This window comes from Paenibacillus jiangxiensis (genome assembly GCF_046098255.1).
Lineage (GTDB): Bacteria > Bacillota > Bacilli > Paenibacillales > Paenibacillaceae > Paenibacillus > Paenibacillus jiagnxiensis.
In genome coordinates this window covers 24,110-36,771 of record NZ_JBJURI010000006.1, presented here as the reverse complement: position 1 = coordinate 36,771, position 12,662 = coordinate 24,110, and the positions used below count along the sequence as shown (strand labels likewise).

At 53.9% G+C, this 12,662-nt stretch carries 10 protein-coding genes and 1 pseudogene; 2 read left to right on the top strand and 9 right to left on the bottom strand.

The window, feature by feature from the left end:
* Nucleotides 1–253: 253 nt before the first annotated feature.
* Nucleotides 254–1,810: a recombinase family protein gene (locus tag ACI1P2_RS08060; protein WP_355318560.1), complete on the bottom strand. Its 1,557-nt coding sequence runs from the start codon at nucleotides 1,808–1,810 to the stop codon at nucleotides 254–256.
* 228 nt (nucleotides 1,811–2,038) lie between these two features.
* On the opposite strand from ACI1P2_RS08060, the gene ACI1P2_RS08055 reads away from it, so the two are divergent.
* A complete protein-coding gene (locus ACI1P2_RS08055) occupies nucleotides 2,039–2,566 on the top strand; it encodes a hypothetical protein (RefSeq protein WP_355318558.1) in 528 nt (175 codons plus the stop codon).
* A 113-nt stretch (nucleotides 2,567–2,679) separates the two neighbouring features.
* Here ACI1P2_RS08055 and ACI1P2_RS08050 read toward each other — a convergent pair whose 3' ends face one another.
* From ACI1P2_RS08050 to ACI1P2_RS08015, 8 genes and pseudogenes are all read right to left on the bottom strand, one after another.
* A complete protein-coding gene (locus ACI1P2_RS08050) occupies nucleotides 2,680–4,239 on the bottom strand; it encodes a recombinase family protein (protein WP_355318556.1) in 1,560 nt (519 codons plus the stop codon).
* 79 nt (nucleotides 4,240–4,318) lie between these two features.
* A pseudogene (locus tag ACI1P2_RS08045) lies at nucleotides 4,319–5,692 on the bottom strand (collagen-like triple helix repeat-containing protein); the annotation flags it as partial.
* A 771-nt stretch (nucleotides 5,693–6,463) separates the two neighbouring features.
* A complete protein-coding gene (locus tag ACI1P2_RS08040) occupies nucleotides 6,464–7,321 on the bottom strand; it encodes a winged helix-turn-helix domain-containing protein (RefSeq protein ID WP_355318554.1) in 858 nt (285 codons plus the stop codon).
* A gap of 96 nt (nucleotides 7,322–7,417) precedes the next feature.
* Nucleotides 7,418–8,374 (bottom strand): hypothetical protein, encoded by a 957-nt coding sequence (locus ACI1P2_RS08035; RefSeq protein ID WP_355318552.1) that lies wholly within the window; start codon nucleotides 8,372–8,374, stop codon nucleotides 7,418–7,420.
* Complete coding sequence (locus ACI1P2_RS08030) at nucleotides 8,361–8,837, bottom strand: hypothetical protein (protein ID WP_355318550.1); 477 nt, start codon at nucleotides 8,835–8,837, stop codon at nucleotides 8,361–8,363. Before ACI1P2_RS08030 ends, ACI1P2_RS08035 begins: the two co-directional genes overlap by 14 nt.
* Nucleotides 8,838–8,861: 24 nt before the next feature.
* The gene (locus ACI1P2_RS08025; RefSeq protein ID WP_355318548.1) at nucleotides 8,862–10,097 is read right to left on the bottom strand and encodes a glycosyltransferase family 2 protein; all 1,236 of its coding nucleotides are present in this window, start codon (nucleotides 10,095–10,097) and stop codon (nucleotides 8,862–8,864) included.
* 216 nt (nucleotides 10,098–10,313) lie between these two features.
* Nucleotides 10,314–10,655, bottom strand: a complete 342-nt coding sequence (locus tag ACI1P2_RS08020; RefSeq protein ID WP_355318546.1) for a hypothetical protein — start codon at nucleotides 10,653–10,655, stop codon at nucleotides 10,314–10,316.
* Complete coding sequence (locus tag ACI1P2_RS08015) at nucleotides 10,652–10,786, bottom strand: hypothetical protein (protein WP_355318544.1); 135 nt, start codon at nucleotides 10,784–10,786, stop codon at nucleotides 10,652–10,654. The genes ACI1P2_RS08020 and ACI1P2_RS08015 overlap by 4 nt, the downstream gene beginning before the upstream one ends.
* An 813-nt stretch (nucleotides 10,787–11,599) precedes the next feature.
* Here ACI1P2_RS08015 and ACI1P2_RS08010 point away from each other — a divergent pair.
* Entirely contained in the window at nucleotides 11,600–12,184 is a 585-nt protein-coding gene (locus tag ACI1P2_RS08010) for a hypothetical protein (RefSeq protein ID WP_355318542.1), read from the top strand.
* Nucleotides 12,185–12,662 lie beyond the last annotated feature (478 nt).

Below are 12,662 nucleotides of genomic sequence, written 5' to 3'. Positions count from 1 at the left end.
CATCTCGGACCGAGGGACAGTTTAATTTAAAAAATCAACACTTATTTACGTCATTATTAATTTTAATCAAATCCGCATCCATGTCGAATTTATTCGATCTCCATTTCGCTGGTGCAACGCCTGTGTCGAAATCTACCGTATGAGTCAGGCTGATTTGCAGCACTCTTATTTGACGTCTGAAGGGCTTTGAAACGACAGGGACAGCCTCAACAGGAGGTGTCCCTGTCCTATTGGCGTTGTTTTCATAGGTGGCTTAAAAATATTCGATGGTATAACTGAAGGGGTGGGCTTGACGCTCTGGATTCCGGGTGGACAGCTTCCGGATCTCCTCCGGCATGGTCCTCATATAGCGGATTCGTTTCACGAACTTCTTCAGAGCCTCGTTCTGCTCCTCTGCCGTCTGGTATTGGAACTCCTCAAGCAGTCGGATCGTTTGCATCAGGCGGTCTGCATAAGGCTGTTCATCCATATCCCGCATTTGCTGCAGTACCTTCTCCCTCGTCTTCAGCAGCATCCGGCCTTGTTCCACCAAAGTTTTCCTTTTGCTGTCAAGCTCTTCACTCGAGAAGATCCCGGACAGTCCCAGCTGTAACAGCTTCGACTGCTTCCGCTCGGTTTCCTTAAGCTCCGCTGTAATACTCGTCAGTGACTCAAGATGGCCTGCGGAGATGCTTTCGAGCTCCTGCTGCTGCAGAAGCTGAAGGTGAGCCTGCAGACGCTGCTTGTGGGCCTGAATCTTCGATACCACTTCTTCTTCGAGGAACTTCAGCCGTATTCCCCGGTTATAACATTTCTCTAAGCCATCAGGCAGCTCATAACCGCAAGGCTTGATCGTGTATATCCCGTGCCTTTCCCTGCGGATGACAAGCTTTCTGCCGCATATCCCGCAGAACAGAAGGTCCTTGAGCATCGTAGTCCCCGTTTTGCCGGCAGGCTTCTCGCGGATGATTACGGTCTGCTCCCCGGGTTCCACACGCTGCCGATTGACCATCTCCCACTCCTCCGGCCGAATGATGGCGGGATGGGCATGCTCCGTAGTGACGGTCTCCAGCAGCTTGTACCTGTACTCCCCGTTTTCCTTGATGCGCTTGCGATTCTGAAAGATCACAGTCCCTTTGTATACGGGATTCTTGAGAATCCTCCCGATGGTTGAAGGACAGAAGTGATTCGACTTCGCTGGCTTATAGCCCTCACGCTTCAAAATGCCCGCAATTTTACGATTGCCAAAGCCTTCTTGATACAGCTTGAAAATGTACCGTATCACCTTGGCCTCAGGCTCGTAAATTTCGAGTCTTCTTGTTACCGGATTCCGTCTGTATCCGAAAGCAGGCTTTCCCACCACATATTCGCCACGCCGGGCACGCTGGATTTTATTGAGCTTGTTTCTGCGGCCCATCATCTCATATTCCATCGATGCGAATATAGAGCTCACATCATACAGCAGACGATCCTCCTGCGAGCCCGCCAGGTCAAACATCTGGGAAGGGGTGATGATTTTAATACGATGCTCTATGCAAAGCTGCTTGATCTGCTGCGACACCAGACCATTACGCGAGAGACGGTCCAGAGACACCGCGAAAATGGCCTGATATCGTTCAATATTGTCAATCAGCCGCTGCAGCTCGGGGCGTGCTTCCAGATTGTGCTTGCCTCCGCTCACAATTTCCTCGTACAGCTCAAATGTGTGGTCATGTTCAGCGCAAAATTCCTGCATGAGCTCACGATGATTCTGGAGCGTGTCTTCATTCTCCCCCTTATCCCGTGAAATACGCAAGTAAGTTGCTCCAAAGATCCCGGCTTCTTCGTTCATGATGCTCAACCTCCCATCTGTCCTTTCCGGTTTGCCCTGAAGCTATTCGGGGCTGTCGCAGCAGCTTGGCTGCTGTCACTGCTATCAATCTATGTTCTTCACTGAAATGTAAGAACATCTGATATGTATGTTTATAGATACTTTCGAAGCCAGATCGAATGGACAGTGGAAAATAGATTGGATTGTACGGCTATATATGCGGTGATATAATAAAGCGAGGTGATTTGCTTGGAAGAAAAAATATTTGCAATATTAACTACGATACAAGAACAAATGTCCCAATTGCAGGAACAAGCATCCCAAACACAGGATCAAGTGTCCCAATTGCAGGAACAAATGTCCAAAACGCAAGAACAAGTGTCTCAAATGCAGGGACAATTATCTCAAACACAAGAGCAAGTTTCCCAATTGCAGGGACAGGTATCTCAAACACAAGAGCAAGTTTCCCAATTGCAGGGACAGGTATCTCAAACACAAGAACAAGTGTCCCAATTGCAGGGACAGGTATCCCAAACACAAGAGCAAGTTTCCCACATGCAGGAACAAATGAACCGAATGGAAGGCGACATCTCGGCCATTAAAGAAACGGCCGACCGGATCGAAGCACACCAGCATGACGATCTGGTTGCAACCCTGGAACGAATCGACCAACGTATCGAGGTCATTTCCCAGTGGAAAGAAAACACCGACAAGGTTGTCGATGTTCTGGCCGCAAGAACAACAAGACTTCAAGCAACACTGAACACCTCATCTTAGAAGCATTTGTTTAGAATTTCATTAAACCTAATTGCAAAGTGCATTGACCGTAGGCGGTTCCCTTTACAAAGTCGTCGCATACAGTCAATGCTTTTTTATGCCTTCGTGGGCAATCAAAAGTACTCAATCATGTAGCTGAACGGATATTCCTCGCGCTCACGGCTTCTTTCATGCAAAGCCTGGATGTCATCCGGCAGCACCCTGGTAAAGTTGATCCGCCGGATGAACTGCTTCAATGTGATGTTCTGTTCTTCAGGCGTCTGGAAGGCGAACTCATCCAGCAAATTCATGATGCCGTCTACCAAATTTATCCTGGTGGAGGCTTCGAAATCCTGTATTTGCCGCAGTGCCGTTTCCTTCTGTTCCCGCAATGAATGCTCCTGGTTCAGCAGCCTTTCTTTTGCAGCCTTCAACTCCTCATGCGGAAAAACCTTTTTCAGTGCCATATCCAGCAAATTGGCTTGCTGCTTCCGATTTTCATCCATCTGATTTTCCAGGTGAACGAGCTGCTCCTCAAGTTCAGAACGCATATGGAGAGAATCAAGCCGCTGCAGATGCTCCAGCGCTCCCTGCAACTGCTGGCGGTATGCCTGGATGATCAATACCATTTCTTCTTCCATGAACTTCAGCTTCATTCCGTGATTCCCGCACTTCTCCCCGCTGTCCGGCAGCAGAGACTCGCAGCGCCTGATGAAATAACCTCTGTTTCTTTCTTTCTTGATGACAAGCTTCCTTCCGCATACTCCACAGTAGAGCAGGTCTTTCAGCATGCTGGCACCCGACTTGACAGATGTTTTCTCGCGGAAAATCATGGCTTGTGCGCCGCGCTGCGCACGCTCCCGGTTGGCCAGATCCCACTCTTCGGGGGGAATGATGGGGGGATGGGCGTTATCCGTGACGATCGTGTCCGACACCTTGTAGCTGTACCTGCCTTTTTCCTTGACACGCTCGCGGTCATGCAGTACAAGACGCCCTTTGTAGACCGGATTTGCAAGCATTCTCTTCACGTTACAGGGCCGGAAGCTGTGACCGCGCCGGGGTTTATAACCTTCACTGTTAAGCATGTCGGCAATCTTGCGGTTGCCCAGCCCTTCGTTGTGAAGCTTGAAGATATAGCGCACAACCTCTGCTTCCGGTTCATGGATTTCCAGCTTATGAGTTAATTTATTTCTTCTATAACCATACGCGGGCAGTCCGACGACGTGCTCCCCGCGCCGCGCCCGCTGCAATTTATTGTATTTGTTCCTGCGCCCTATCATTTCGTATTCCAGCGTGGCAAACATGGAGCTTACATCATACAGCAGCCGGTCTTCCTGGGAATTAGACAAGTCGAAGGTCTGTGAGGGAGTGATAATCTGGATATCGTAGTCGATGCACATTTGCTTGATTTGCTGGGATACCAGTCCGTTGCGGGAAAGCCGATCCAGAGACACGGTAAAAATCGCTTTGTATTTTTCAATATTTCCCAACATCTGCTGCAGCTGTGGCCTTTGCTCAATCTCGTATTTCCCTCCGCTTACAATTTCTTCATATATTTCATAACCGTACCCGTTCTGTCGGCAGAACTCCTCCATTATTTCGCGATGATTCTGCAAGGTATCCTCGTTTTCGCCCTTATCCCGTGAAATACGCAGATAGGTTGCTCCGAAAATCATTGCAGTGGTATCGTTCATAAGTGATGGCCGCCTCCCTCTGTGATCTCGTCCGGAGCTGCCGGAATGATCTCCTGTAGCCAATAAATGAAAACAACGGACCAGTTGCTCCTGTTACACCAGTGTCACCTGTAGCCCCCGTGGCACCAGTTGAGCCTGTTGCTCCCGTCGAACCCGTTGCGCCGGTGGAGCCTGTTGCTCCTGTAGGGCCCGTGGAACCTGTTGCGCCAGTATCACCTGTCGCGCCTGTAGGGCCTGTGGAGCCAGTAGATCCTGTCGCTCCGGTAGAGCCTGTTGCTCCAGTTGAGCCTGTCGCGCCAGTAGAGCCTGTTGCTCCAGTTGAGCCTGTCGCGCCAGTAGAGCCTGTTGCTCCAGTTGAGCCTGTTGCTCCAGTCGAACCTGTCGCGCCAGTAGAGCCTGTTGCTCCAGTCGAGCCTGTTGCTCCGGTAGAGCCTGTTGCTCCAGTCGAACCTGTTGCTCCAGTTGAGCCTGTCGCTCCAGTCGAGCCTGTTGCGCCAGTTGAGCCTGTTGCTCCGGTAGAGCCTGTTGCTCCAGTCGAACCTGTTGCTCCAGTCGAGCCTGTCGCGCCAGTCGAGCCTGTTGCTCCAGTTGAGCCTGTTGCTCCAGTCGAACCTGTCGCGCCAGTAGATCCTGTTGCGCCAGTAGAACCTGTTGCTCCGGTCGAACCTGTTGCTCCGGTAGAGCCTGTTGCTCCAGTCGAACCTGTTGCTCCAGTCGAGCCTGTCGCGCCAGTCGAGCCTGTTGCTCCAGTTGAGCCTGTTGCTCCAGTCGAACCTGTCGCGCCAGTAGATCCTGTTGCGCCAGTAGAACCTGTCGCGCCAGTAGAGCCTGTTGCGCCGGTCGAACCTGTCGAGCCTGTCGCGCCGCTTGAGCCTGTGGCTCCGCTTGAGCCTGTGGCTCCTGTCGCGCCCGTAGCTCCTGTAGGACCCGTCGCTCCGAATCCTGTTGCACCTGTGGCTCCTGTAGGACCTGTGGCGCCGGTCGCTCCTGGTGCACCAGGATCACCTTTGGGTCCTGTTGGACATGTTGGACATGTTCCTGGAGGCCCTGCCGGACCCTGCGCTCCTGTCGCTCCCGCTGGACCCGTTGCGCCTGCCGGACCGGTTGGTCCTCCTGCTGGTCCCGGAGGTCCCGGAGGACCCGTTGGCCCCACAAGATTGGTAGCGTCCAGGGCTGTTTCCAGTTTGTTGCTCAGTACAAAGTCTTTGTTGATCGTTTCCTGCAATGTTTTCCGGATGCTGTCATTGACTGCCAATAAATCACTGATCGATGCTACCGGCCCCGACACACCTGGCAGGGTTCCCAGTACATATTGAAGCTTCTCACCCTCCGCATTCAAAATGTGACTGAGTCCCAGCTCCTCCATAGCTATGGAGGCGACGATTAACGATATGGCATCATCTCTTGTTATTGTAATCGTAGGTGTAATGTTAGGCAGGTTAGATTGAGACAACCACAATCTCTCCTTTCAATTGGAATGATACATTCTATGCCCCCTTGGTTTCGGAGTGTTAGGCGTATGTCGTTGTTTTATGTACTACTACTATAAATAGGCAAATGCCCATTACAGCTGCCGTTCCTCCCAGGCTAGGTGCATGGGAAGCTCAGGATGCACGCGTTTCAACGCTTTAATACCGGTAATTTATCGATGCTGTGGACACCTTTGGAGGCTCGAAATAGAAATTGGCGTTTGACTGGGGAACATAGACGAGTGTGCATAAAAGCACGATAATTCTAACCGTTGTGAGCGAGCTATTTGGGTAAAAACAGGGGGATACAAGATGTAACGGTTACCAGCGAGCTTAGTTCCTGTTTTTCCGCAGGTAAAGGGCTGTTAAAGCTGGTAGTGGTACAAGTCCCGGTGTTACCAGCATCCATCGACCGGAGGTCACACCGGTTCTCACAGTAGATCCTCCAGCGAGATTGTACGATTCAATACAGGTTCCACCGGCCCGGGGCGAATGCTCCTGCATCCCCGCCTGACTCGGTTGCACCAGTGACTCCAACCTGCGCCGGTGACTCCTGTCATGCCCGCTGCTCCCGGTGGGACCGCGAGTCCTGTCAGGCCAATCGGTCCTGCAAGGTTGTCGACCGCTAAATTTTACAATGTATACGAGAATAGAGGGCTTCTTCAATACAGCTGAAGAATCCCTCTATTGATCCCCGTCTCATTCCACGCTGTGAACCCAATCCCGTTCCTCCCAATCATAAGGCCTCTGATTGCTTAAAGTTCTTCGTTGCTGCTGCCATCGGCCGGGCCCAGGTTCGGAGTGTAGGGAGGCAGAAAAATGAGTGTCAAGCGCGGATTTTTTCGCAGATAGGATTCAAAGTCGTTCACATGCTCCAGCCGGTCATAGCTCATCACCACAAACAGGGATCCTTCAGGGTGGTCGCGCAAAGCATTCCTCAGCATGCGGATGCCGTCCAAAAAGCTTAGTTTCCCTTGATCCTTAGGAGTGAACACGTTCCAGCTGTCCGATGCTTCAAGATACCAGCCGTGCTGCAGGAGATAATACGGGAGGGCCAGAGATTGGTCTTCGTACACGATGCGGCTGTTTCTGGCATTTTTGATCATGGCCTTGAGCGTCGGAAACGCTACTCTGGAATGACGTATATTCGCGATCGGATCGGCTGAAACGAGCGTGAAATTCGCCTTTGTAAAATGAAAACCCAAACGCTGAAGCAGCTTGCTTATCCCCCGTTTGCTGAAGGACTGGCCGTACTCCCTCATGATCCATTGTTTAATGAGGTTGATGCTCCAGCTATAGTAATCGCCCAGCCCCACATCTAGCGGGCGCCTGTTCAATAGCAATTCCTTCAGTACGGCCTCCTGCGAAGCGTCAAGCTTGCGGGAGAGCATGGCATAATAGGCTTCACCCAGCCCCTCGATTCCATTGGACCGATAAATGTCAATATAGCTCTTGACCGTCTGTCTTGTACGTCCCAGCGACCTGGCGATGGATGTAAAATTATTGCCTTCAAGATAGAGTCTTACAGCTTCATAGCGCTCGTAAATCCGCTGATTATCCTCACTGTTCATCGCTTTGATCAGCGCTTGCAATTCAGTATCTTGGTGTTCCACGTTTTCGACAACCTTCCGCTGCTTAAGTAAGCCTGCCCTCTGGTCAGGAACAGTTTTGTTCAGTCAACAACTGCCACACGCGGTCTGTCTTTTTGCTTACTTTCCGGAAATCCGGAGATTGGGAGAACATATAATCCCGCTGGCGTTCATCCCCGCTTTCATCTCACCGGGTACGGTTCCTTGATCCGGCCGGGACGATTCAATCATCTGTGAAGGAGCATCCATCCTGCCGGTCTTGCGGTACACCTTGGCGCTCTTGGCGGTAAGCTGAGCGGACAACCCGGATGGAGCCTGATTCGGCCTGAGCGGCTGGCTTGCCTTGTGACTGGCCGGTTCCCCTGCAGGCTCGGAGCGGGGCGGGAGGATCAGATGAGCCGGCGGCTTGCTTCTGGACGGACGGACTGCAGCGCCTGCAGGCTCGTTGGCTGCCAGAATGAGCGGATCGCCCGCGGACTCGGCTGCGGTAAGAATGAGCGGCTCCCCTGCAGACTCCGCTGCGGCAAGGATGAGCGGTTCACCTACGGACTCAGATGCAGTAAGGATGAGCGGTTCCCTTACAGGTTCGGCTGCGGATGATTTGACCGCAGCGCCGGTCTGCGTGTCGGCGCGCGCTGCGGCAGGGTCATCCAGCTCCCGGACCCCAGGACCACCGTTCACCTTCCCGACCGGCTGCGCCAGAATAGCGCCGCTTCTGTCCAGCGTGTCAGAAGCCTCCGCATCGCCTGAGAGCTCATCCAGGAGCGGAAACGCCGGCTCATCCGCCGGCATGACCGGAGTCTGGCTGGCCAGGGTGTCCAATGTCACGCCTATAATCTGGTTGATCAGATCATCCAGCTGATTCAATTGATGATCGAAGCTGAGATCCGCTTTGGCGCATTCCAGCATTTCCGCAGCGGCAACCGATAAATGATTGATTGGCTGCAGGAACTCGGCCGGCCAGCCCGCACAGATACCCTCCAGGTCTTTGATGCTGTCCAGCGTCTGCTGCGACGCATCCAGAATCGCTTCCTTCTCAAACTCCTCCAATGGGTGCCATTTCTCAAAACTCCCCATCCCCATCCTCCTCGTTCAAAATTCTGCGGCTCATCTCCACCATGCGAATCAGCAGCTTCTGCTTCTCCACAAGCGCCTCGACCACACGGGCGGTGGATAGCTGAAAATCATTGATGTTCTGGTTGGTCGGCATGGTGGGAAAATTCCCGGCAGGACCCGTAAAGGCCTTGATCTTGTTCGCTTCCGCCTGAATGAGATAGGATATCGATGTCTGTTCCATGGCCACGGAGGTCAGGATATCCTTCATCACCTCCCGGCTGGAGCGTTTGTTGCTGCTTTTCATTTTATCCCCGATATGCTTCAGCTGCTGCTCCAGCCCTCCGGAATCGCTTCTCCCCTTACCGGTGTTGAACAGCTCCATTTCTTCCTTCGCGATGCTATTCAGAAGCTCTTCCTGGCTGAGTTCCTCCTGCTCTCCTTCCCTATTGGAGTTCACGGACAAATCCGCTTCCCGTTTGGTCATAAGTTTCAACTCCCGTCAGGTACTCTACCCATACTGTTTCACCTTGCCGGTGTCATGGAGGTGCGCATCAATGATCGCCTGAAGCTCCTCCCGTTCCATGGGCAGCTTATCTTGCCAGAAATATGTAAGCTCATGCAACGCGGCATCCTCCCCCAGACATCTGATCAAGGCCTCAAGCGGCGGTTTGAAGGTGCTGGAGTAGGACAGGGATTCCACAAACGCCTCGACCGCAGCATCGTCCCGCCCCAATTTTTCCAGACACAACCCCTTATAGTAAGCTGCCTGATGGCTGCCGGCTCCCTTGCGGACCAGATATTTGCCGAAAGACGGCTCTCCCAGCTCCAGACAGCGGTTGAAATGGTGCAAGGCTTCCTCGTACATTTTCTTCTTATAATGAATAATTCCGGAATAGAACTGGAGGTCGACATAATCCGGATACATGCGCAGCGCCAGCTTCAAGCCATGATCAATCTCTTCGGAGCTGACTTCGTCCAGCACCACCGAGTACTTCAATTTGTAGACGATATAAGGAGGAAGCTGTTTCTCGTCCAGATAATGCTGGATGGCGGTGTTCAGCTGCTTGAAGCCGGGACGGTACATCTGCAGGCGGTAATATTCACACGCCAGGTGGTACGCATACCATTGACCTCTGATGCCTGCCGTCAAGGGCTGACGGCTCAGATGATCCAGCTCCCGCAGCACGCTGGACTTGTTCTTGAGCGGGTTCTTCTCCAGCCTGTAGTCATGAATTTTCACCGGGAAAATGCCAATCCGTTCCTGCTCTCTGGATTTGCCCTTCAGCTGGTTGAAGTTGAGCAGCTCCTGATGTTCGGTAAAATACTGAAAACGAAAATGCCTGCGGAACAATCTCGGGGCGGCCATGTCAAGGATTCGTACACGCCCGCTCGCCGTGGAGCCGTATTGCAGCACGTTCAGGAAGATGAGATCGTATTGCTCCTGATAGATCAGATCCCGCACCCGGTAACGGTCCATCTGGTCCAACTGTTCATCCTCATGCATCCATAAGATCCAGTCTCCTGTTGCCTGCCCCAGGGCAAAGTTGCCTGCTTCCGGGTAGCTTCCCTCTTCATAAAAATCAAATACCTTGGCGCCGTAGACTTTCGCCAGCTTCGGAATGCGGTCCGTAGGCTCCATGTTCACGATAATCATCTCGTCGGCCAGACCGTGCGCGCTGTCCAGACAGCGCTTCAACTGCGCATCGCTGCCCGTGGCGACCATGCATAACGACAATCGCTTCATTCTCGTTCACTCCCCGTATCCGAGTACACTCTTACATCCCCATCCGAAATGGATACTCTTCTGACACATACATATGCCCGCTAAAAAGGAGTTATAACCGAAAAAAAATAGACTACCGAGGACTCCTCAATAGTCTATTTCCATCTGGTGGCGATCCCTCTTAAGGCTGCTGCCGTTCTGCGTGGACTTGCTGCCTCATATACATGTACAAGAGCATTACTCGCTGATCAGGAAGATGGACAGGTGTCCTGCCGTGTTGCCCGCGATTGCGCTCTGCAGGAAGCGTTCGGTATCGGAGCGGTTCGAGATGCTGATCCGGTCTCCCGCGTTCAGATAACCGACTCTGCTGGAGGAGAGGGTGCCGGTGTTCGCATATGTCGACGCACCGCTGTAAGGCTGGTCATTGATCAGCAGCGAGAACAGCGTTGGCGCAGGCTGGTTCGGCGCCAGTGATACAAACCATTCAATATTGTACAGTCCAGGTGTTTGGACGATGACCTCATTGCCATTATAGATCATACCCGAGACATCGCTTCCAGTCGGCAGGTTGAGATTCACTTTGCAGCCGCATGGAACGCACTGGGTGCAGCAGCAGCAATTGCAGTAACATTTCTTGCCGCAGCCGCCGCCACAACCGCCGCCACAGCCACCACCACAACCGCAACCGCAGCCACCGCAGCAGCATTCACATTTTCCTGGAGGACCTTGCGGGCCTTGCGGACCTTGTGGACCTTGTGGACCTTGCGGACCCTGTGGTCCTTGCTGACCTGCTGGACCTTGTGGACCTTGTGGACCGGTTGCTCCTGTTCCGGAAGGGCCTTGTGGACCTTGCGGACCCTGTGGACCTTGCGGGCCTTGCGGACCTTGCGGACCTTGTGGACCCTGCGGACCTTGCGGACCGGTTGCTCCTGTTCCAGAAGGGCCTTGTGGACCCTGTGGACCTTGCGGGCCTTGGGGACCTTGTGGACCCTGTGGACCTTGCGGACCGGTTGCTCCTGTTCCAGAAGGGCCTTGGGGACCTTGCGGACCCTGTGGACCTTGCGGGCCTTGGGGACCTTGCGGGCCTTGCGGACCTTGTGGACCTTGCGGACCGGTTGCTCCTGTTCCCGCCGGGCCTACCGGACCTTGCGGACCTTGCGGGCCTTGGGGACCTTGCGGACCTTGCGAACCCTGTGGACCTTGCGGACCGGTTGCTCCTGTTCCCGCCGGACCTACCGGACCTTGCGGACCTTGCGGGCCTTGCGGGCCTTGTGGGCCTTGCGGGCCTTGTGGGCCGGTTGATCCTGTTCCTGCCGGACCTACCGGACCTTGCGGACCTTGCGGGCCTTGCGGACCTTGCGGACCGGTTGATCCTGTTCCAGAAGGACCTACCGGACCTTGCGGGCCTTGGGGACCTTGCGGACCTTGTGGGCCGGTTGATCCTGTTCCTGCCGGACCTACCGGACCTTGTGGACCTTGCGGACCTTGTGGACCCTGTGGACCTTGCGGACCTTGTGGACCTTGTGGACCGGTTACACCTATTCCCGCCGGGCCTTGTGGGCCTTGTGGGCCTTGCGGGCCTTGGGGACCTTGCGGACCTACTGGACCGGTTGATCCTATTCCCGCCGGACCTTGTGGACCCTGCGGGCCTTGCGGACCTTGTGGACCTTGTGGACCTTGTTCACCTGCTCCGGTTGGACCTGCCGGACCTTGTGGACCTTGTGGACCTTGTGGACCCTGTGGACCTTGCGGACCTTGTTCACCTGCTCCGGTCGGACCTGCCGGACCTTGTGGACCCTGTGGACCCTGTGGACCTTGCGGACCTTGCGGACCGGTTGCACCAGTGCCCGGTCCCGTTGGACCTTGCGGACCCTGCGGGCCTTGGGGACCTTGCGGACCTTGTGGACCGGTTGGACCTGGTGTGCCACCACCGCCAGGACCTGTTGGTCCTTGTGGACCTTGTGGGCCCTGTGGACCCTGCGGACCTTGTGGACCCTGCGGACCTTGTGGACCGGTTGCTCCTGTTCCTGCCGGGCCTGTTGGACCTTGCGGACCCTGTGGACCCGTTGCACCTGTGGCGCCAGTGCCCGGTCCCGTTGGACCGATAGGTCCTGTCGGACCTGTCGGACCTGCCGTTCCGGTAGGGCCTTGGCAGCCTTTAACAAACTTCTTCAATGAATCCATCTTGTTCTGCAGCACCATTTCCGTCTTCATGACTTCGGTGAGCGTCTCACGGACATTACAGTTCAGCGCCGTAATTTCATCCAGATTCGGCGGCGGGTTGAGGCCGCCTCCCGACAGCGTACCCAAAGCAAACTGGATCTTCTCCGCTTCGGCATTGATAATGTGGCTCAGTCCAAGCTCCTGCATTGCGATTGATGACAGTATCAGGTTGATTGCTTCGTCTCTAGTGAGGCTTATGGATGGGGTAATATTAGGTATGTTTGCCTGCGACATTCTACACATCCTCTCCCTTTACGATATCCCCTTAATCCGGTGGGGTGGATTAAGTTCTAGGATAATGTATGTGGCATTCGCTGAATGTGTTAATGTCCCGCTTCAAATTTTCCCGTGTCCCCCAAATTA

Excerpts from the sequence above, each read along its gene's own strand:
- ACI1P2_RS08060 (WP_355318560.1), bottom strand. The coding sequence starts at position 1,810 with ATGAACGAAGAAGCCGGGATCTTTGGAGCAACTTACTTGCGTATTTCA.
- ACI1P2_RS08050 (WP_355318556.1), bottom strand. The coding sequence starts at position 4,239 with ATGAACGATACCACTGCAATGATTTTCGGAGCAACCTATCTGCGTATT.
- ACI1P2_RS08035 (WP_355318552.1), bottom strand. The coding sequence starts at position 8,374 with ATGGGGAGTTTTGAGAAATGGCACCCATTGGAGGAGTTTGAGAAGGAA.
- ACI1P2_RS08030 (WP_355318550.1), bottom strand. The coding sequence starts at position 8,837 with ATGACCAAACGGGAAGCGGATTTGTCCGTGAACTCCAATAGGGAAGGA.
- ACI1P2_RS08025 (WP_355318548.1), bottom strand. The coding sequence starts at position 10,097 with ATGAAGCGATTGTCGTTATGCATGGTCGCCACGGGCAGCGATGCGCAG.